Origin of the sequence: Enterobacter sp. 22452 (assembly GCF_052045065.1) — a bacterium.
Classification (GTDB): Bacteria; Pseudomonadota; Gammaproteobacteria; order Enterobacterales; family Enterobacteriaceae; genus Enterobacter; species Enterobacter mori.
In genome coordinates this window covers 13,054-33,299 of the sequence record NZ_JBQEOB010000011.1, presented here as the reverse complement: position 1 = coordinate 33,299, position 20,246 = coordinate 13,054, and the positions used below count along the sequence as shown (strand labels likewise).

The 20,246-nt window shown below is 55.3% G+C and carries 19 protein-coding genes; 7 read left to right on the top strand and 12 right to left on the bottom strand.

The window, feature by feature from the left end; genetic code table 11:
- Positions 1–57: 57 nt before the first annotated feature.
- The 5 genes from ubiA to malK all read right to left on the bottom strand — a co-directional run bounded on the left by ubiA (position 58) and on the right by malK (position 5,176).
- On the bottom strand, positions 58–927 hold the full coding sequence (gene ubiA / locus ACTJJA_RS21765) for a 4-hydroxybenzoate octaprenyltransferase (RefSeq protein ID WP_042718873.1): 870 nt from the start codon (positions 925–927) through the stop codon (positions 58–60).
- Between the two features lie 12 nt (positions 928–939).
- Positions 940–1,437, bottom strand: a complete 498-nt coding sequence (gene ubiC / locus ACTJJA_RS21760; RefSeq protein ID WP_440669192.1) for a chorismate lyase — start codon at positions 1,435–1,437, stop codon at positions 940–942.
- A gap of 179 nt (positions 1,438–1,616) precedes the next feature.
- A complete protein-coding gene (gene malM, locus ACTJJA_RS21755) occupies positions 1,617–2,570 on the bottom strand; it encodes a maltose operon protein MalM (RefSeq protein WP_126546107.1) in 954 nt (317 codons plus the stop codon).
- A 114-nt stretch (positions 2,571–2,684) separates the two neighbouring features.
- On the bottom strand, positions 2,685–3,995 hold the full coding sequence (locus ACTJJA_RS21750; protein WP_042718876.1) for a maltoporin: 1,311 nt from the start codon (positions 3,993–3,995) through the stop codon (positions 2,685–2,687).
- 71 nt (positions 3,996–4,066) lie between these two features.
- Positions 4,067–5,176 carry a maltose/maltodextrin ABC transporter ATP-binding protein MalK gene (gene malK, locus ACTJJA_RS21745; protein WP_126546105.1) on the bottom strand — a complete coding sequence of 370 codons (1,110 nt, stop codon included), beginning with the start codon at positions 5,174–5,176 and terminating at the stop codon, positions 4,067–4,069.
- Between the two features lie 372 nt (positions 5,177–5,548).
- On the opposite strand from malK, the gene malE reads away from it, so the two are divergent.
- The 3 genes from malE (at position 5,549) to malG (ending at position 9,310) form a co-directional block, all read left to right on the top strand.
- Complete coding sequence (malE, locus tag ACTJJA_RS21740) at positions 5,549–6,739, top strand: maltose/maltodextrin ABC transporter substrate-binding protein MalE (protein WP_089598604.1); 1,191 nt, start codon at positions 5,549–5,551, stop codon at positions 6,737–6,739.
- 121 nt (positions 6,740–6,860) lie between these two features.
- Complete coding sequence (gene malF, locus ACTJJA_RS21735) at positions 6,861–8,405, top strand: maltose ABC transporter permease MalF (protein WP_440669191.1); 1,545 nt, start codon at positions 6,861–6,863, stop codon at positions 8,403–8,405.
- Between the two features lie 14 nt (positions 8,406–8,419).
- Positions 8,420–9,310 carry a maltose ABC transporter permease MalG gene (gene malG, locus ACTJJA_RS21730; RefSeq protein WP_042716434.1) on the top strand — a complete coding sequence of 297 codons (891 nt, stop codon included), beginning with the start codon at positions 8,420–8,422 and terminating at the stop codon, positions 9,308–9,310.
- A 96-nt stretch (positions 9,311–9,406) separates the two neighbouring features.
- Here malG and psiE read toward each other — a convergent pair whose 3' ends face one another.
- The 6 genes from psiE to pgi form a co-directional block, all read right to left on the bottom strand.
- A complete protein-coding gene (psiE, locus tag ACTJJA_RS21725; RefSeq protein ID WP_000202963.1) occupies positions 9,407–9,817 on the bottom strand; it encodes a phosphate-starvation-inducible protein PsiE in 411 nt (136 codons plus the stop codon).
- 178 nt (positions 9,818–9,995) lie between these two features.
- Entirely contained in the window at positions 9,996–12,092 is a 2,097-nt protein-coding gene (locus ACTJJA_RS21720; protein ID WP_440669190.1) for a YjbH domain-containing protein, read from the bottom strand.
- Entirely contained in the window at positions 12,092–12,829 is a 738-nt protein-coding gene (locus tag ACTJJA_RS21715) for a capsule biosynthesis GfcC D2 domain-containing protein (protein ID WP_440669189.1), read from the bottom strand. Before ACTJJA_RS21715 ends, ACTJJA_RS21720 begins: the two co-directional genes overlap by 1 nt.
- The gene (locus tag ACTJJA_RS21710) at positions 12,826–13,464 is read right to left on the bottom strand and encodes a YjbF family lipoprotein (RefSeq protein ID WP_120159796.1); all 639 of its coding nucleotides are present in this window, start codon (positions 13,462–13,464) and stop codon (positions 12,826–12,828) included. Before ACTJJA_RS21710 ends, ACTJJA_RS21715 begins: the two co-directional genes overlap by 4 nt.
- Before the next feature lie 63 nt (positions 13,465–13,527).
- A complete protein-coding gene (yjbE, locus tag ACTJJA_RS21705) occupies positions 13,528–13,770 on the bottom strand; it encodes an exopolysaccharide production protein YjbE (protein ID WP_008503423.1) in 243 nt (80 codons plus the stop codon).
- A 366-nt stretch (positions 13,771–14,136) separates the two neighbouring features.
- Complete coding sequence (gene pgi, locus ACTJJA_RS21700) at positions 14,137–15,786, bottom strand: glucose-6-phosphate isomerase (protein WP_089598599.1); 1,650 nt, start codon at positions 15,784–15,786, stop codon at positions 14,137–14,139.
- Positions 15,787–16,161: 375 nt separating this feature from the next.
- On the opposite strand from pgi, the gene lysC reads away from it, so the two are divergent.
- The 3 genes from lysC (at position 16,162) to ACTJJA_RS21685 (ending at position 18,872) form a co-directional block, all read left to right on the top strand.
- Positions 16,162–17,511: a lysine-sensitive aspartokinase 3 gene (lysC, locus tag ACTJJA_RS21695; protein WP_089598598.1), complete on the top strand. Its 1,350-nt coding sequence runs from the start codon at positions 16,162–16,164 to the stop codon at positions 17,509–17,511.
- Positions 17,512–17,604: 93 nt separating this feature from the next.
- Positions 17,605–18,549, top strand: coding sequence for a ketopantoate/pantoate/pantothenate transporter PanS (gene panS / locus ACTJJA_RS21690; protein WP_420985704.1), 945 nt, complete (start codon positions 17,605–17,607; stop codon positions 18,547–18,549).
- Positions 18,550–18,599: 50 nt separating this feature from the next.
- Positions 18,600–18,872: a DUF3811 domain-containing protein gene (locus tag ACTJJA_RS21685; protein WP_440669187.1), complete on the top strand. Its 273-nt coding sequence runs from the start codon at positions 18,600–18,602 to the stop codon at positions 18,870–18,872.
- Here ACTJJA_RS21685 and rluF read toward each other — a convergent pair whose 3' ends face one another.
- Positions 18,873–19,745 carry a 23S rRNA pseudouridine(2604) synthase RluF gene (gene rluF, locus ACTJJA_RS21680; RefSeq protein ID WP_420985705.1) on the bottom strand — a complete coding sequence of 291 codons (873 nt, stop codon included), beginning with the start codon at positions 19,743–19,745 and terminating at the stop codon, positions 18,873–18,875.
- Positions 19,746–19,941: 196 nt separating this feature from the next.
- On the opposite strand from rluF, the gene ACTJJA_RS21675 reads away from it, so the two are divergent.
- The gene (locus ACTJJA_RS21675; protein ID WP_440669186.1) at positions 19,942–20,244 is read left to right on the top strand and encodes a type II toxin-antitoxin system RelE/ParE family toxin; all 303 of its coding nucleotides are present in this window, start codon (positions 19,942–19,944) and stop codon (positions 20,242–20,244) included.
- The last annotated feature ends 2 nt before the right edge of the window (positions 20,245–20,246 follow it).

Below are 20,246 nucleotides of genomic sequence, written 5' to 3'. Positions count from 1 at the left end.
AAGCCGGGTGGCGCNGACATGTAGGCCCGGTAAGCGCTAGCGCCACCGGGCTTCTTTTTAGCCAAAGTAACTCATCGCCAGCCCTAAAAACAGCACCAGACCGACGTAGTTATTATTTAAAAACGCTTTGAAGCAGGCTTCACGCTCGCGCTTCGCAATCAGTTTCTGCTGATACGCGAACAGCAGTCCCGCCACCAGCACGGACCAGTAAAATTCCCAGTTCAGCCCGTTCAGGCGACCAATCGCCACCATCAGCGCCAGCACCGCCACCTGCAAAATGCCGATAATCAGTTTGTCCTGACGGCCAAACAGGATCGCCGTCGACTTGACGCCAATCTTGAGATCGTCATCGCGGTCGACCATCGCGTACTGCGTATCGTACGCCACTGCCCAAAGAATATTCGCCAGGAACATCAGCCAGCAGCTGAGCGGGACAGATTCGCTAACTGCGGCAAACGCCATTGGAATCGACCAGCCAAATGCCGCGCCCAGCACCACCTGCGGCAGATGGGTGTAGCGCTTCATAAACGGGTAGACCCAGGCCAGCGCCAGCGCGGCGACAGACAGCAGGATCGTCATGGTGTTAAGCGTTAGCACCAGCAGGAAGGAGAGCAGCACCAGCACCACAAACAGCGTGCGCGCCTCTTTTTCCGTCACCTGGCCGCTGGGCAGCGGACGATTAGCCGTTCGCTTTACATGTCCGTCAAATTTCCGGTCTGCGTAGTCATTTACTACACAGCCTGCAGCACGCATCAGCCAGACACCGGCAACAAACACCGCCAGGATCCACAGCGGCGGCACGCCCGGCGTCGCCACCCATAGCGCCCATAACGTTGGCCACAGCAGCAGCAATGCGCCAATCGGTTTATCCGTTCGCATTAAGCGGTGATACGCCAGCAGCTTGTTTTGCGTCAGGCTCCACTCCATTTTGTCTTCCTCTCAGTACAACGGCGATGCCGGTAAAAAAAGCTCCGTCAATATTAACGGTTTACCACTCAGACGAAGGCGGGAACGACGCCCCCACAGCTCGGCATCACGGCCAATCTCAATAAAATCTCGGGTCAGCTCAGACGAGGTGAAAAGATACCGCCCCAGCGGCGTTTTCCCCAATCGTTGCAGGGCAAGTTCTGGCCCGGAAAGGGTAGACTCAGGCACCACTGTTCGCCCGGCAAGCCACGGCTCGCCGTCAGCACACAATAAAATTTCACGCAGCCAGTAGCGATCTTCTTTTGGCAGCAGCGGCAGCTCGCTGGCGATGTCGTCGGCAGAGACAAACCCTTCCTGAATCATCGTCACCGTGACCGTTTTGCCCTGTTGCTCAAAACGTTTCGTCATGGAATCTTCCAGCAGCAACCAGTCCAGTTGCTCCGGGTCAAGCGCGGGTATTTGGTCGAAATAGCGCAGCGCACGCAGTTGCGTTAGCGCGGGGTGTGACATGCCAGACTCTCCGATACATAACGTAATGGCATTGTATCGCAGAAACGCGGATTGAGGGCGGTCAAACATTATTTAGCGATCACTATCGCAACAATGGCGCAACAGCGCGAAGAGAACCAAAAAAGTGCGCCCACTCAGGCGCACTAAACTACTAACAAATCAGCACTGTGGGGAAACGGTTACCCCTTGCCTTTTACACTGCTGATAAAGGTGGAACGGGCAGTGGTTGAACCTAAACGTTCGGCTTCATCAAGCAGCTTCAGCGCTTTGTCGACATCGCCGCGCTTCACTGCCTGCTTAATGGCATTGTTGAAGTACGCTTCCGTGTCGTTCAGTACCGGCTCAGATGGCTTCGTTGGTGCTGGTGCAGGGGCCGATGCAGCCACAGGCGCGGCAGCAGCAGGTGCGGCATAGACTGGTGCGGCGGTGTTTCCTACCGTCACAGGGCCCGGGCCGGATGAGCCGAACAGTGGGCCGACGAGTACGCTTGACGCACTGTTGGTAGAGACTTTCAGTTTGACCAGACCATCAGTGGTATGACGAGCAAGCGGGTCCGGAATATCCGGGACAGAGTTTCCGGTGCCTTTCGCGTAGGCTTTCGCCGGGTCAACCAGCTTTGTCGTCTTCTGCAAATCTTTTTCTGTCGTGAAGACCAGGACGTAAATCTTCTGCTGTCCCAGAGCTGGCGTCAGGCGCATTACGCCTTCCAGTCGGTCAGCGCTCATGACGCCCGGTTCCTGATAGCTAAAATAGTCGCTCGGGAAGTAGGCTGATGGCGTCATGTTTTGATCGAGGATCAGAACGTTAGGTGCGAATACGCTGGTTTGCTTGTTCACTTCGCTGGTCAGCGTCAGGGTCAGTTCGCCAATATTGGCGGGCACGCTAAAAGCCGCAACCGGGCCGCTGATACCAGGCACGTTCAGGGATTGACCACCGGCAGAAAGCTGAGTGGTTTGTACTTTTGATTGATCAACTGGCGTCCACACCAGCTGCTGAAGTGCCGCCGCCGGAATCGCTGGCGCAGCACTGGTATTTTGAGGAACGAAATTGACGTCTGCAAAGGTGACAGCCGGAACACAGGCCAGCAGCCCCGCAGAGAGGCACAGCGCGACGAGACTTTTCTTCATTTTCATTGTTATTACCTCTGATAGCGTGAGCACTGCGGTGGCCAGGCAATAGCGCGCAGCACCCTAAGGAGAGAGGGGCTCACGCCCCTCTTTTTAGGTCATTACGTCAGGTCTAACGAATTACCACCAGATTTCCATCTGGGCACCGAAGGTCCACTCATCGTTGTCGCCACGGCTGAAGGTTTTCGCGGAGGTGTCGCTATACGCTACGCCAGAGGTGTAGCCGGTATCGCCATTGTTCGCGTAGCCCCATTTCTCATCCCACTTCGCGTAGGTTGCGAAGACACGGATAGCCGGACGAGACCAGATGCTGTCGCCTGCCTGCCATTGCTGTGCCAGGGTGATTTTGTATTGGCTGTTTTTGTCGTCAGTTTTCTGAGATTTGACGTTGTCGTAGCCCACTTCCAGCAAGGTGCTCATGATCGGCGTCCATTTGAACATTGGACGAACACCCACGGTCCACCACTCGGTGCCGTTGTTGTTGTCACGATCGATGTTCTGGTACATACCGACGTACATCAGGTCCCAACGATCTGCCAGGGTGATTGCACCGTGGTCCAGCACACGCCACATGGAGCCGTCGTTATCGATGCTGCCGCCTTGTGGGATACCTTTACCGTTAGAGGTCATGGAGTCCGTACCGTACTGCAGAACGAACTTGTTGAAGCCCTTCATCATGCTCTGGGTGTGTTCAGCGGTGAACAGCCAGCCATCTTTAGAGGCGCCAGGCTGCAGGTAATAATCGTCTGGAATGTTGGTGTGACCGTAATCAACACCCAGTTCCAGCGTACCGCCTGGGTTGGTTTCCAGACCCGCTAAACGGACATCAAAGACATCGTTTGGCACGACGTTGTCGTAAATACGGTCACCGTTCGCATCACGATCGGCGAAGGTCGCAGAACCGCCGGACTCAGAAGAACGGGTTGCAGCCAGAGACAGTTTACCGAAGCCCAGATCGATGTTTTCGATACCCGCACCAGGACCAGAAATATCCCAGTAGTAGAAGTCGATCATGTGGACGTCATGACGTTGATAGAAACGCTTACCGGCCCAGATGGTGGAGCCTGGCAGCCATTCAATCAGGTTTTTACCCTGCACGTTAGCTTCACGGAAGGCCGGGCTGGTGGATTCCCAGTCGTTCTGCTGAGAAACGGAATACGCTACGTTAGTGTCGAAATAGAAGCTCTTATCGCCTTCTTTCCACACTTCCTGGCCAAGTTTCAGCTCGGCGTAGGTTTCACATTCGTTACCGAGACGGTATTTACTTTGTGCACCTGTTGCCTGGAAACATTGTTGTTCACCGCCACTCCCGGTCCAGCCAATGCCGGAACGAGCATAACCTTTAAAGTCCACGGCGCCTGCCTGGGCAGACAGGATGCCTGCCGCAACGGCGATTGCCAGAGGGACTTGTTTGCGCAGAGTAATCATCATTCTATCTCCTGAGATCATTGCTTTTCTTTGAACACTTCACCTGTCGGTTTCGTGTCTTCTTTTGGGAATGCTTAAACGCCTGGCTCTTTATGCAACCGACGACATGCAGTGCCATCCTCACGGAACAGATGACAACGCTCTGGCGGCAAGCCGATAGCGAATTTGGCACCCTCTTCTACCAACACCACGTCATTCTGGCGGTAGACCAGGTTCTGACGGATGGCGGGGATCTGGATATGAATCTGTGTTTCGTGACCAAGTTGTTCGACGACCTGAACGTCACCTTCCAGCGTCACATCGGCGATGTGGCTCGGCAGTAAATGCTCAGGACGGATACCCAGGGACATGTTTGCCCCAACCTGTACGTTGGCGCTGTCGACCGGCAGCCAGACCTGCTGACGGTTTGGCAGCTCCACCTGTACCTGTTCAATGGCTGTCGCGGTCACTTTAACGGGCAGGAAGTTCATCTTTGGCGAGCCAATGAAGCCCGCAACAAAGCGGTCTGCCGGGTAGTGGTACAGCTCCAGCGGTTTACCCACCTGCGCCACGCGGCCAGCATCCAGCACCACGATTTTGTCGGCCAGGGTCATCGCTTCGACCTGATCGTGGGTGACGTAAATCATCGTGCGGCCAAGACGCTTGTGCAGACGGGAGATTTCGATACGCATCTGGACGCGCAGGGCGGCATCCAGGTTTGAGAGAGGTTCATCGAGCAGGAACACGCGCGGCTCTGCCACCAGCGTACGGCCGATTGCCACACGCTGACGCTGACCGCCGGAAAGCGCTTTCGGCTTACGCTCCAGCAGGTGAGCCAGCTGTAACACTTCAGCCACCTGCGTCACGCGCTGGTTAATGACATCTTTCTTCGCGCCAGCCAGCTTCAGGCCAAAGGACATGTTTTCCGCAACGGAAAGATGGGGATAAAGTGCATAAGACTGGAACACCATGCCGACGCCACGTTCAGCAGGCGGGATGTCGTTCATGCGGGTATCACCGATCAGCAGATCGCCGCTGGTGATGGTTTCAAGACCGGCAATCATACGCAGCAGAGTAGATTTACCACAGCCGGATGGGCCAACAAACACCACGAACTCGCCTTCAGTGATGTCCAGATTGATGTCTTTCGACACCACTACGTCGCCCCAGGCTTTCGTTACATTACGCAGCTGTACGCTCGCCATGCCCTTCTCCCTTCGTTACAACCTGTCACCGACAGAAACATTCAAGATAAGTTCACTATGGGGTATCCATTACTTTCGTGAATCCTCCACCCCCCAGCTTTTTTATGGGGGAGGAGGCGGGAGGATGAGAGAGCAGGCTCTGCGACCGCGGCTGGGGGGCTGAGGCAAAATTCGTGAAGCCACCTGCAAAATTCGGTGGGTTTTTATGTGCGCCAGCACTCATAACTTAAATTTATGCAACCGGGATCACACAAACGGGGGGTGGGGCGTAGGGGCTGGGAGGATGGAAAGAGGATGTCAAATAAGGAGACTGAGTCACGTTGAACCACCTCAGTGTATCCACGAGCACATCACCAAAAAAGGATGGCAGATATGAAGATCAAGACTGGCGCACGCGTTTTCGCATTGTCCGCCCTGGCAGCAATGATGATTTCCGCACCGGCTCTCGCCAAAATTGAAGAAGGTAAGCTGGTTATCTGGATTAACGGCGATAAAGGCTATAACGGCCTGGCCGAAGTGGGTAAGAAATTCGAAAAAGATACGGGCATCAAAGTCACCATCGAACACCCGGACAAGCTGGAAGAGAAATTCCCGCAGGTTGCGGCGACCGGCGATGGCCCGGACATCATCTTCTGGGCGCATGACCGTTTCGGCGGCTACGCACAGTCTGGTCTCCTGGCTGAAGTGACCCCAGATAAAGCCTTCCAGGACAAGCTGTTCCCGTTCACCTGGGACGCCGTTCGCTATAACGGCAAGCTGATCGCTTACCCAATCGCGGTTGAAGCGCTGTCTCTGATTTACAACAAAGACCTGGTACCAAACCCGCCGAAGACCTGGGAAGAGATCCCTGCCCTGGATAAAGAGCTGAAGGCGAAAGGTAAATCCGCCCTGATGTTCAACCTGCAAGAGCCGTACTTCACCTGGCCGCTGATTGCTGCCGACGGCGGTTACGCGTTCAAGTTTGAAAACGGCAAATATGACGTGAAAGACGTGGGCGTGGACAACGCAGGCGCGAAAGCGGGTCTGACCTTCCTGGTTGACCTCATCAAGAACAAACACATGAACGCGGATACTGACTACTCCATCGCGGAAGCGGCGTTCAACAAAGGCGAAACCGCGATGACCATCAACGGTCCGTGGGCCTGGACCAACATCGACAAGAGCAAAATCAACTACGGCGTGACGCTGCTGCCAACCTTCAACGGCAAGCCGTCTAAACCGTTCGTGGGCGTGCTGAGCGCAGGCATCAACGCCGCCAGCCCGAACAAAGAGCTGGCGAAAGAGTTCCTGGAAAACTACCTGCTGACCGATCAGGGTCTGGATGAAGTGAACAAGGACAAACCGCTGGGTGCCGTTGCGCTGAAATCCTTCCAGGATCAGCTGGCGAAAGATCCACGCATCGCGGCCACCATGGATAACGCCCAGAAAGGCGAAATCATGCCGAACATCCCACAGATGGCCGCGTTCTGGTACGCCACCCGTACTGCGGTGATCAACGCTGCAAGCGGTCGCCAGACCGTAGATGCCGCGCTGAAAGATGCTCAGGGTCGTATTACTAAGTAAGTCTGAAAAACGGCGGGTGGCGCATGCGCTTACCCGCCCTACGACTACGGCACGATCCGTAGGTCAGGTAAGCGCAGCGCCACCTGACGATAAGTTTCCACCGTTGTAGAGGAAGAACCCCATGGATGTCATTAAAAAGAAACACTGGTGGCAAAGCGACGCGCTGAAGTGGTCAGTGATAGGTCTGCTGTGTCTGCTGGTGGGTTACCTTGTTGTTTTAATGTACGTACAAGGGGAATATCTGTTTGCCATCATGACGCTGATTTTAAGCTCTGCTGGCCTGTATATTTTCGCCAACCGTAAAGCCTACGCCTGGCGCTATGTCTACCCTGGCGTGGCCGGAATGGGACTGTTTGTTCTCTTCCCGCTGATCTGTACCATCGCCATTGCGTTCACCAACTACAGCAGCACTAACCAGCTCGCGCAAGAACGCGCAACGCAGGTGCTTCTGGACCGCTCTTATCAGGCGGGTAAAACCTTCAACTTCGGCCTGTATCCTGCGGGTGACGAGTGGAAGTTAGCACTCACTGACGGAGAGAGCGGCAAAAACTATATCTCCGACGCGTTCAAATTTGGTGGCGAGCAAAAGCTGGCCTTAAAAGAGGCTGCGGCCCTGCCGGAAGGTGAACGTGCCAATCTGCGCGTGATTACGCAAAACCGTCAGGCGCTGACCCAGATCACCGCCGTGCTGCCAGACGAAAGCAAAGTGACCATGAGCTCGCTGCGCCAGTTCTCCGGCACGCAGCCGCTGTATACACTTGCGGATGACGGCACCCTGACCAACAACCAGAGCGGCGTGAAATATCGTCCGAATAACGACATTGGTTTCTATCAGTCCATTACTGCCGACGGCAAATGGGGTGATGACAAGCTCAGCCCGGGCTATACCGTCACCATCGGCTGGGACAACTTTACCCGCGTGTTTACCGACGAAGGCATCCAGAAACCGTTCTTCGCCATCTTCGTCTGGACGGTCGTTTTCTCGGTCCTGACCGTGATCCTGACCGTCGCCGTCGGCATGATACTGGCCTGTCTCGTCCAGTGGGAATCCCTGAAGGGCAAAGCGATTTACCGCGTGCTGTTGATTCTGCCGTACGCCGTACCGTCGTTTATCTCAATTCTGATTTTCAAAGGGCTGTTTAACCAGAGCTTCGGTGAAATCAACATGTTGCTGAGCGCGCTGTTCGGTATCAAACCGGCCTGGTTCAGCGACCCAACCACCGCCCGCTCGATGATTATCATCGTAAACACCTGGCTCGGTTATCCGTACATGATGATCCTGTGCATGGGCCTGCTGAAGGCTATCCCGGACGATCTGTACGAAGCCTCGGCGATGGACGGCGCGGGCCCGTTCCAGAACTTCTTCAAAATTACGCTGCCGCTGCTCATTAAGCCGCTGACGCCGCTGATGATTGCCAGCTTCGCCTTTAACTTTAACAACTTCGTGCTGATTCAGCTGTTGACCAACGGTGGTCCGGACCGTCTCGGTACGACTACACCAGCAGGCTATACCGACCTGCTCGTGAGCTACACCTACCGCATCGCCTTCGAAGGCGGCGGCGGTCAGGACTTCGGCCTGGCGGCAGCGATTGCCACCCTGATCTTCCTGCTGGTAGGCGCACTGGCGATTGTGAACCTGAAAGCCACACGTATGAAATTCGACTAAGGAGGGCACTGATTATGTCTATGGTCCAACCCAAATCACAGAAGCTGCGCCTCCTCGCGACGCACTTAGGCCTGCTGATTTTTATCGCGGCGATCATGTTCCCGCTGCTGATGGTTATCGCCATCTCCCTGCGTTCGGGTAACTTCGCGACAGGTAGCCTGATCCCGGATGAAATCTCCTGGGAGCACTGGAAGCTCGCACTGGGCTTCAGCGTTGAACACGCGGATGGCCGCGTCACGCCGCCGCCGTTCCCGGTGCTGCTGTGGCTGTGGAACTCGGTGAAAGTTGCGACCATCACCGCGATCGGCATCGTGACGCTCTCCACGACCTGCGCTTACGCCTTCGCCCGCATGCGCTTCCCGGGAAAAGCGACGCTGCTGAAAGGGATGCTGATTTTCCAGATGTTCCCGGCCGTACTGTCGCTGGTGGCGTTATATGCCTTGTTTGACCGTCTGGGCCAGTACGTGCCGTTTATCGGTCTGAACACCCACGGCGGCGTGATCTTCGCCTACCTTGGCGGTATCGCACTGCATGTGTGGACCATCAAAGGCTATTTCGAAACCATCGACGGCTCGCTGGAAGAAGCGGCCGCGCTGGATGGCGCAACCCCGTGGCAGGCGTTCCGTCTGGTGCTGTTGCCGCTGTCGGTGCCGATTCTGGCGGTGGTGTTTATTCTGTCGTTTATCGCTGCGATCACCGAAGTACCGGTTGCCTCACTGTTACTGCGTGATGTGAACAGCTACACCCTGGCCGTCGGTATGCAGCAATACCTCAACCCGCAAAACTACCTGTGGGGCGACTTTGCCGCGGCGGCCGTACTTTCTGCCATCCCGATCACCGTGGTGTTCCTGCTGGCCCAGCGCTGGCTGGTGAATGGCCTGACGGCGGGCGGTGTGAAAGGTTAAGTTTCATTTGTTATGCCACTGCAACCCTCAACTTTAGACGTATTGTATTGACCCAACTTGTGACTGTTGTTAGGCGCTCTTCGGAGCGCCATTTTTTTATTCGCGCTTCAGCCGCTTCGAGTTGCACAGCCAGAGGGTGATCACCAGCAGCAGGATCGCCGCCGAGTAGATCAGCACGTCGAGCGGGGATTTATGATCGACGATGATCAGCCGCACTATCGCAGTGATCCCAATGTAGACAAAGTAACGCAGCGGGAAGTGAAAGCCGGACTGAAAGTATTTCACAATCAGGGCGATAAATTCGAAGTAGAGAAAGTAGACCACCAGTCCTTCCACCAGCGCATATTTGCTGGTTTGTTCAGGGGCGAACAGTACATCCGCCAGATGCACCGTCTCTTTGCCGAGAAAGACGACCAGTATCAGGCCAAGGCTCAGCAGACCGAGGTTCAGCACGGTCTGGAGGATCGTTGAGATAAACTCAACGCGCGGACGCGTCAGGGATGTCATACAGCACCTCATTCTCCAGGGCGAGATTCCTGTATAACGCAAAAATGTGACGGGGATCTATATTTTTTGTTTATGTTTTGTTCGCATGAGCATTCTTGCCGGGCGGCACTGCGTTTGCCCGGCCTACAAAAACACTATCGTAGGCCCGGTAAGCGCAGCGCCACCGGGCAAAGAAGCATCAGCGGAAGTTAACGTTCTTATCGCTGGTCATGTCATACAGCTGGAACTTACGCCCAAGCTGCTGGCCGCCGTCGCGCGTCAGCGGCGTCCAGCCCACTGCCGCACGGCTGCGGGTTGGGCCTGACGAGAACAGATCCAGCGGAATCGACACATAGACCCCTTTGGTGAAGTCCCCTTCCCCGTATTCGTCCGGCGAGACGTTGGTGATGGTGGCATAACCGCCCACTACGACGCCGCTGTCGAAGTGTTTGGAGATATCCAGCGTACCGCCCTTATCGCCCGCCAGATACTGGCCGACGCTGGCTTTCACCAGCACGTCCTGCGCGAACGACGGCGTCCAGTAGGCGGTCAGGTGACCCGTTTTGACGCTGTAGTCGGTGAACTTCATCATGTCCTGCGCGCTGCGCCAGTCACGCTGTTTGACGTAGTTAGCGTCAATCCCAAACGCCCAGTTGCTGTCAACAGGACGGTACAGCACCTCCGCCCCCGCACCGCCGAACATGGTTTCCAGATACCCGCCGTACACCTGGCCGTAGAAGCCGTTGCCGAAGTACTGGAAGTAGTTGGCCTGCAGGTTGTTCACGTAAGCGTTGTTCTGCACATACTCACGCACACGGGTACGCACGCGCGGCAGCTTCGAGTCGTTTGGCGGGTTGGTGTAGTTGAACTTGTCGTAGTTGTTAGCGACGTTGCCAAACAGGCTGCCGGTAGTCAGCAGGTGGTCGGTGACCCACAGATCCGCCGTCGCCATCACGCCCAGCTGGTACATATAGAAGTTTTCAGGCCCGCCGACGGACTGGTTCAGCACCGGGTCGATATGGAAATCAAAGCGGGATTTATCGATATACCAGCCCTGCTCGGTGGTGTCTGGCACCACGGGCTCGATGCGTTTTTGCACCAGCTCGGTTTCATGCCCGAGCGGTTCACCTTCCAGATGGCGCTTGAGGCTGGCGACGTCCGTTTCGGTCGTCACCTGCGGCATGTTGAGGCGGTTTTCCGTCACGCGGATCGTGCGGATCCCCTCCGGCAGATCGTTCATCACGATCCGGTTAGCGCGTTCGATCCCTTCGCGCGAGTCGCGATATTTCACCTGCTCGCCGGTGACGTACAGCGTGTCGCCCTTGGTCTGAATTTTCGGATCGGCCAGACCGGCGTTGTATTTCAGTAACGTCAGCTGATTGGCGACCACGGAGTGCTGGAGGATCGCATCCTGCGGCTCCGGCTGATACGCAGGCCGTGCATTGTCGTTATAGTGCGGACGCATATCGTTAAAGTTGGTGCGCAGCGTGAAGCCAAACATCAGGGTATTGCCACGCTCGTAGCTGAGGTTAACGTCGGCCCAATCGGTGACGCGGTAAATGGCGCCGACGTTAAACTTGCTCTTCTGCTCAATTTTCCCGGCGAAGTCCTGCGAGTAATCATTCCCTTCATACTCCAGCTTCAGGCGTAATGGCTGCCAGGGCGTTTGATACTCCACGCCGCCAAACAGCGAGGCCGGACCATGAAACATCTGATCCCCGTTGATGGAGCCCGCTTTCTGGTAGCTGTTATCGCGGTAGCAGTATTTATCGCTGTAGGTACAGAACGGGTTTTTTACGTTACCGCTGGTACCCAGATACCCCCAGCCAAGACCGAGCGAGAAATCAAACGGTCCCCAGGCTTTGCTGGCCACGATGTATTCCGCATCAAACAGGCCGGTCCCGCCGATATCCTTCGCACCGACGGACACCTGCGGCATCCAGTAGCTCTCTTCCCAGAGCCGCAGCTTGACGTCGAAGGCCTTGTCCTTATAGGTCTGATCGCCGGAGAACGCGTCGACGCTGCTGTACTGTTTCGTTCGCACGTCTGTATAGCGCAGCGTGGTTTCGAGCCACGGGAACAGCTGTACGGAGGCGGAATAGTAGCGATACTGGTCGTTGTCGCGGTAGTTGAGGCTGATCTCCCCCTCGCGCGCCATACGCGCGGTAGGGGTTTGCAGTAAACCGACGCCGCCGAAGTCTGATTGCGACGGCCCAATGGGCGCCGGATACGTTTCCGCATGGCAGGCAGCGCTTACGCACAGCGCCAGCATGCTGTAGAGATAGGTTCTTTTCATTAATCCGGTATCCGCTGCGTCAGGGAATGAAGGATATCGGCATTCAGCCCGTCATACGCCTTCGTCCAGAAATGGTCGGCAAAGCCGACAAAAATCACGCTGCCGGGCATGGGTTCGATATGTCGCTTATTCCAGTATGCTACGGGTGCTTTTTGGGTATGCCCGTCGGGATAAACAATCCAGGCGTAGCTGTTATCCGCACCGCTCAGCAGGCTTTGTTCGTCGAGATAGCTCGCCACATCGCGACCGGGGGTAAAGGGCTTTTTGCCCGGGCTGCTGATTAGCCCCATCACGGTAACCGTCGTCGGCTTCACCGGCAGCCAGAGCGTGTACTCCCCTTCAAGCGTGGGGTTACCCTTTTCCGCGACGCGCACTTCATCTGGATCAAGGTTCACCTTCTGGCGGCCTGTTACCTTCAGCGCCTGGAGCTGCTGGCGAACGTTGTTGATAGCAGCGGCATCGTCGCCGTCTTCCTGCTCCGCCAAACCCGTCAGGCGAGCCAGCAGGGCAAGGTGTTGTTGTTCCGCCGCTACCGTTGCCTGGCGCTCGCTGATAACCGCCCCTGGCCACCAGCTGTTAGCCAGCCTTGGCTGTCCAACGAGATCGAGCAGATGCTCTGCGTTAGTTAAGGTTTTGGGTTGCGCGTTGTCCGGCGTGTAGACTTTCACTGTTCCCGCAGACCATGCCAGCGGCGTGGCAAGACTGGCGAGAAGCGCAACGTGGATGAGCGTTTTCATGATTTCGCCGCCTTGATCAGGGTTGTTTTCACCGGGAAGAAACCGGCACCGAGATACTGCAAGGACTGGCGAATTTGCCCTTCTTCATCTATCCAGTAACGGTTATGCCAGGTCGCCTGGTCGGTCGTGACCTCTTCATCCAGCACGCGAGTCTGCGTTTCGTCGCTACCGACGTTGACACTGTCTGTGCCGTCCCAGCGGAAGGTAGAACGCGCCGTGGCGTAGCGCACCTGCTGGTGTTCGGTCCAACCCATTGTGCGCGTCCAGCTTGCGCCGTCGGTAATCTGGTTAGGTTTGATCAGCGGATCGTCTGCGAGGTTGTTTACCTCAAGCAGATTGTCACCACCAAGCAGCGTTTTCACGATACGACCATGCTGCGTCACGATGGTGGCCTGATCCTGCGTCACCCATTTCTGCTGCCCGTTTTCATCGAAAGCGAGCACCACAAACAGTTGCGGGCCATCGTTTAGCTGCATGTACTGGCTGGCATACGGCATGTTCTGCAGTTCGTCATCGGTCAGATGCACGCCCGGCGTACCGAACAGGCTGTCCCACAGGGAATTTCCCAGCCCTTTGGTAGTGGCTGAGCACGCCTGCAACAGCAGGCAAATCATAATGATTGCAGGTCGCTTCACGACTCTTCTCCGAAGGGGCGAAATAACCACACCGAAGTGTGGTTATGATTAAAACACCCGCTATTACTGGGTGCTGGTCGTCGTGGTGGTCGTGGTTCCGGTATTGGAGCCATCACCGCCACCGGTTGCCGCCAGCGCGACACCCACGGCTGAACTTACGGTGCTGGCGCTGGCTGCGGTAGAACTTCCCGCAGACGCAGACGTCGCAGCCGACCCTGCAGCTTCCCCGACCTGAACCGGAGCTGCATAAACAGATGTCGCCGCAAGCGCAGATATGGCAAAAATGCCATACAGTACTTTTTTCATAACAATTTCCCTTCAATGAATGAATGGAGATTTGCCCGAAAAGAAATTCAGGCGGATTCGAGTATACACAACTAAAGCAGCGGGATTGCCGTACGAATAAATAGGGAGGGAGTTTTCAGACTAATGGATAAAAACGAAACATAAGACGAATGGCTAAAATATATTATGATTAAAAATCAATAACATATAATTAATCACTAATAATTTAATGATCCGGATTTTCCTAAAATAAACCGTAGTGATTAACAGGTTAACGGGCTTTTTCAGATAAAACTCAGAACCAGAATTTGAGTTAACTAACAGACATCAGGAATTATCCGATAAAAAAATGCCGGCATATCGCCGGCACTTTTCATGACATATTTATTACGCACGCCATGCTTTATAACGGTTAATCAGGCCGTTTGTAGAGCTGTCGTGGCTGTCGATTGCTTTATCGTCACCCAGCTCTGGCAGAATGCGGTTTGCCAGCTGTTTGCCCAGCTCAACGCCCCACTGGTCAAAGGTGAAGATGTTCAGGATAGCGCCCTGAGTGAAGATCTTGTGCTCGTACAGGGCAATCAGCGCGCCCAGGCTGAACGGGGTGATTTCGCGCAGCAGGATGGAGTTGGTTGGACGGTTGCCTTCGAACACCTTGAACGGCACAACGTGGTCCAGGGTTGCCGGATCTTTACCCTGGTCACGGTATTCTTGCTCAACCACCTCGCGAGATTTACCGAACGCCAGCGCTTCAGTCTGCGCGAAGAAGTTGGACAGCAGCTTCGGATGGTGGTCAGACAATGCGTTGTGCGTGATAGCCGGCGCGATGAAATCACACGGTACCATTTTGGTGCCCTGGTGAATCAGCTGGTAGAACGCATGCTGGCCGTTGGTGCCTGGCTCGCCCCAGATGATTGGGCCAGTCTGGTAATCCACCGCGTTGCCGTTACGGTCAACGTATTTACCGTTGGATTCCATGTTGCCCTGCTGGAAGTAGGCCGCAAAGCGGTGCATGTACTGGTCGTATGGCAGGATCGCTTCGGTTTCAGCGCCGAAGAAGTTGTTGTACCAGATACCGATCAGCGCCAGCAGCACCGGCAGGTTTTTCTCCGGTGCGGTGGTGGAGAAGTGTTTATCCATCGCGTGCGCGCCGGAGAGCAGCTCAACGAAGTTGTCGAAGCCCACGGACAGGATGATGGACAGACCAATCGCTGACCAGAGTGAGTAGCGACCACCAACCCAGTCCCAGAACTCGAACATGTTCGCGGTATCAATACCGAACTCGCCCACCGCTTTACCGTTGGTAGACAGCGCCGCGAAGTGTTTCGCCACGTGTTTGTTGTCGCCAGCCGTTTTCAGGAACCAGTCGCGCGCGCTGTGGGCGTTGGTCATGGTTTCCTGGGTGGTGAAGGTTTTGGACGCGACCAGGAACAGGGTGGTTTCCGGGTTCACTTTCTTCAGCACTTCGGCGATATGGGTACCATCAACGTTAGACACGAAATGCATGTTGAGGTGGTTTTTGTACGGACGCAGCGCTTCGGTCACCATGAATGGGCCGAGGTCAGAACCGCCGATACCGATATTCACCACGTCGGTGATAGCCTTGCCGGTGTAGCCTTTCCAGCTGCCGGAGATGATCGCTTCAGAGAAAGCTTTCATCTTTTCCAGCACCGCGTTCACTTCCGGCATGACGTCTTTGCCGTCAACGATGATTGGCGTATTGCTACGGTTACGCAGGGCCACGTGCAGCACGGCGCGGTCTTCGGTACGGTTGATCTTCTCACCGGAGAACATGGATTTGATGGCGTCGGCCAGCTCAGTTTCTTTCGCCAGATCCTGCAGTTTTGCCAGAGTCTCTTCGGTAATGCGGTTTTTGGAGAAATCCACCAGCATCAGGTCGTCGAAGGTCGCGGAGAACTTATTGAAACGATCGGCATCTTTCGCGAACAGATCCGCGATGGTGACGTCTTTCATTTCATCAAAATGTTTCTGTAGTGCCTGCCAGGCAGCGGTCTGCGTTGGGTTGATGTTTTTCATTAGCAATACTCTTCTGATTTGAGAATTGTGACTGCGGTCGATTGTAGCGCCTGCAAATAAAAATTGTGATGGTTTTTATGCCATTGCCCTGGCCTGCATCAAACGCAGGTGAAAAGACCCGAAAAGTATAGCTGCTGGCGGAGCCTCCTGGAGCGGCGAAATGTCGCCCAAAACAGGCTAAAAGGGAGCATAAAATATGGCCCTGTTATAAGTCCTGTTACTGAGGGGTACCCCCCCATAAAAAATCCGCATAATCCCAGCATTGACAGGACCTCCCCCACATTTTATTTATAGGGCCGTATTTTGCGCCTGCACCTGTTTTCGTTTCTTTCTTGTGCCATGGTCGCTCTATTCATTCCCTGACACGAGGTTGTTATGACGAGTTTTGTGGTCGCCAAGTTTGGCGGCACCAGTGTGGCCGATTACGATGCCATGAACCGCAGCGCCGATGTGGTGCTGGCCGATCCGAATACCCGCCTGGTGGTGCTTTCTGCATCCGCTGGCGTGACGAACCTGCTGGTTTCTCTGTCTGAAGGACTTGAAGCGACAGAACGTTTCGTGAAGCTGGATGCACTGCGCAAAATTCAGTTCGACATCCTGGAACGTCTGCAAAATCCGAACGTGATCCGCGAGGAAGTGGAACGTCTGCTGGAAAATATTACCACCCTGGCAGAAGCGGCTTCTCTGGCGACCTCCACCGCCCTGACCGACGAACTGGTCAGCCACGGTGAACTGATGTCCACCCTGCTGTTTGTTGAAATCATGCGCGAACGTAACGTTCAGGCGCAGTGGTTTGACGTGCGTAAAATCATGCGTACCAGCGACCGTTTTGGCCGCGCCGAGCCGGACGTTGAAGCGCTGGCTGAACTGACCAACCAGCAGCTGGCCCCGCGTCTGGCTGAAGGCATGGTGATCACCCAAGGCTTTATTGGTAGCGAAGCGAAAGGACGCACGACGACGCTGGGCCGCGGCGGCAGCGATTATACCGCCGCTCTGCTGGGCGAAGCGCTGCACGCCACCCGTGTGGATATCTGGACAGATGTTCCAGGTATCTACACCACCGATCCTCGTGTGGTCTCTGCGGCAAAACGTATTGATGTGATCGCGTTTGAAGAAGCGGCTGAAATGGCGACTTTCGGCGCTAAAGTGCTGCACCCGGCGACGCTCCTGCCTGCGGTGCGCAGCGATATTCCTGTCTTCGTGGGTTCCAGTAAAGATCCAAAAGCGGGCGGCACGCTGGTCTGCAAGAAAACCGAGAACCCGCCATTGTTCCGCGCGCTGGCCCTGCGCCGTAAGCAGACGCTGGTGACGTTACACAGCCATAATATGCTGCACTCTCGCGGCTTCCTGGCGGAAGTGTTTGGCATTCTGGCGCGCCACAACATCTCCGTGGACCTGATCACCACCTCTGAAGTGAGCATTGCGCTGACGCTGGACACCACCGGCTCAACGTCTACCGGCGACACCCTGTTGACGCAGTCACTGCTGATTGAACTGTCTGAACTGTGCCGGGTTGAGGTAGAAGAAGATCTGGCGCTGGTGGCCATCATTGGCAATAAGCTGTCGCGCGCCTGCGGCGTGGGCAAAGAGGTCTTCGGCGTGCTCGACCCGTTCAGCATCCGCATGATCTGCTACGGCGCGTCCAGCTACAACCTCTGCTTCCTGGTCCCAGCCGACCAGGCGGAGCAGGTGGTGCAGAAACTTCATCAGAATTTGTTTGAATAAAATTCGTTAGCACGATAAACATTATCTACAAGCCGGGCACAGACCCGGCTTTTTCATAACTAAACAACACGACAATACTGCAAGGAAACCACTATGTTATCCGCCATCACGCGGCTGTTCCCGTTATGGGCGCTGCTGCTCTCCGTACTCGCGTATTACACCCCCACCACGTTCACCGGTATTGGCCCGTGGGTCACCACGCTGCTAATGCTGATTATGCTCGGTATGGGCGTGCATCTGAAAATCGACGACTTTAAGCGCGTGCTGTCCCGCCCGGCTCCGGTTGCCGCAGGGATTTTCCTGCACTACCTGGTGATGCCGCTTGCGGCGTGGCTGCTGGCTATGGCCTTTAAGATGCCGCCTGACCTCTCCGCCGGGATGGTGCTGGTGGGCAGCGTGGCCAGCGGCACGGCGTCAAACGTGATGATCTTTCTTGCGAAAGGCGACGTGGCGCTCTCCGTCACTATCTCTTCCGTCTCAACGCTGGTTGGCGTAATTGCCACACCGCTGTTAACCCGCCTGTATGTAGACGCGCATATCCAGGTGGACGTGATGGGTATGCTGCTGAGCATTCTGCAAATTGTGGTGATCCCGATTGCGCTGGGCCTGGTGATTCACCATCTTTTCCCACGCGTGGTGAAAGCAGTTGAGCCGTATCTGCCTGCGTTTTCGATGGTCTGTATTCTGGCCATCATCAGCGCCGTGGTGGCGGGTTCCGCGTCACACATTGCTTCCGTAGGATTTGTGGTGATTATCGCGGTGGTGCTGCATAACACTATCGGCCTGCTGGGCGGCTACTGGGGCGGGAAGCTGTTTGGCTTTGACGAATCGACCTGCCGCACGCTGGCAATCGAAGTGGGCATGCAGAACTCCGGCCTGGCGGCGGCGCTCGGGAAAATCTACTTCTCACCGCTGGCGGCACTGCCGGGGGCCCTGTTCTCCGTCTGGCATAATCTGTCCGGTTCGCTGCTGGCGGGCTACTGGTCCGGCAAACCGATTGATGAACAAACGAAAAAAGATGCGGTGAAACAGGGTTAATTGGCGGTACTTGCTTTACACTGAAGCCTCTCTCTCAGGAGGCTTCAGCAATGGCTACACCACGATTGACCCAGAAAGACATGACGGAAGCCGAGCAGCGCGAACTTAAAACGCTTCTCGACCGCGCCCGCATCGCCCATGGCCGCACGCTAACGAACGCCGAAACCAATCAGGTTAAGAAAGAGTACATCGATAAACTGATGGCGCAACGCGACACCGAGGCGAAAAAAGCCCGCAAACTGAAAAAGCAGCAGGCTTATAAGCCGGATACTGAAACGACCTTTTCCTGGTCGGCCACTACCTCTACCCGTGGACGGCGCTAATTAGCGCCCTTTCTTTTTGCGGCCAGGCTGGACAAAGCGTTTTCCGTTGGCCGGTTTGCCTCGACCTTTCTCTTCCGCCTGCGGCGCCTTCACCACCGGGCGCTTAATGGCCTGCGTTTTCGGTTTCGCTTTAGCTTTCGGCTTCGCTTCGGAGGATGAGTTCTCGATAAGCTTGAACAGCTCGATCAGCTCGTCTCCGGTTAAATCACGCCACTCACCGAGCGGAATGCCCGACAGGCTGACGTTCATAATGCGCGTGCGTTCCAGCTTCGTCACCTCGTAGCCGAAGTGCTCGCACATGCGGCGGATCTGACGGTTTAAGCCCTGCACCAGCGTAATGCGGAACGCGAACGGTGCTTCTTTCTTGACCTTACACTTTTTCGTGACGGTACCGAGGATCGGCACGCCCGCGCCCATGCCACGAATAAATTCGTCCGTCACCGGCTTGTTCACCGTGACAATGTACTCTTTCTCGTGGTCGTTACCGGCACGCAGAATTTTGTTGACCAGGTCACCGTGGTTGGTAAGGAAAATCAGCCCCTGAGAGTCTTTATCCAGACGGCCAATCGGGAAGATACGGCTGCTGTGGTTCACGAAATCAACGATGTTGTCCCGTTCACCGTCTTCCGTGGTGCTGACAATCCCAACCGGTTTATTCAACGCGATAAACACCAGGTCTTCAGCATCACGCGGTTCGATGACCTGACCATTCACTTTAACCACATCGCCAGGCACCACCTGATCGCCGATGGTGGCGCGTTTGCCGTTAAGAAACACGTTACCTTGTTCAATGTAACGGTCAGCCTCGCGACGTGAGCAGATCCCGCTCTCGCTAATGTATTTGTTTAATCGGGTTGATTGAGTTGGCAGCATAGTTTCTCCTGTGAAGGCGAAATATACCTTAGGTTTGGGCCGAAAAAAAAGATTAGCCGACGGTAACTGAGACGGGTTTTTTAGTTTGCGAGACGCTTTCAGGATTTTGCGTCCTGTCATTTACCCATGTGTTCAAGCCTTTTAGTTTTACTCTCCATGTCGAAGCATTTGTAGTTTATAAATCACAGGGAGTAATATGAAGGAGATCGTTCAGACAGAATCCTTCCGACGCTGGGAGCAAAACTTAAAAGATCGGCGTGCGAAGACCATTATCGCTTCTCGCCTCTTTCGGTTGGCAAATGGCCTGGCGGGCGACGTTAAACCCGTGGGCGAAGGTATAAGTGAGCTGAGAATCCACTTTGGCCCAGGCTACAGAATCTATTTTAAAGACCAGGGCAATTGCATCATCGTGCTGTTATGTGGTGGTGACAAAAGCAGCCAGGCCAGAGACATACTTATGGAAAAAATGCTGAGCAATGTATCCCAATGGCAGGAGTGAAT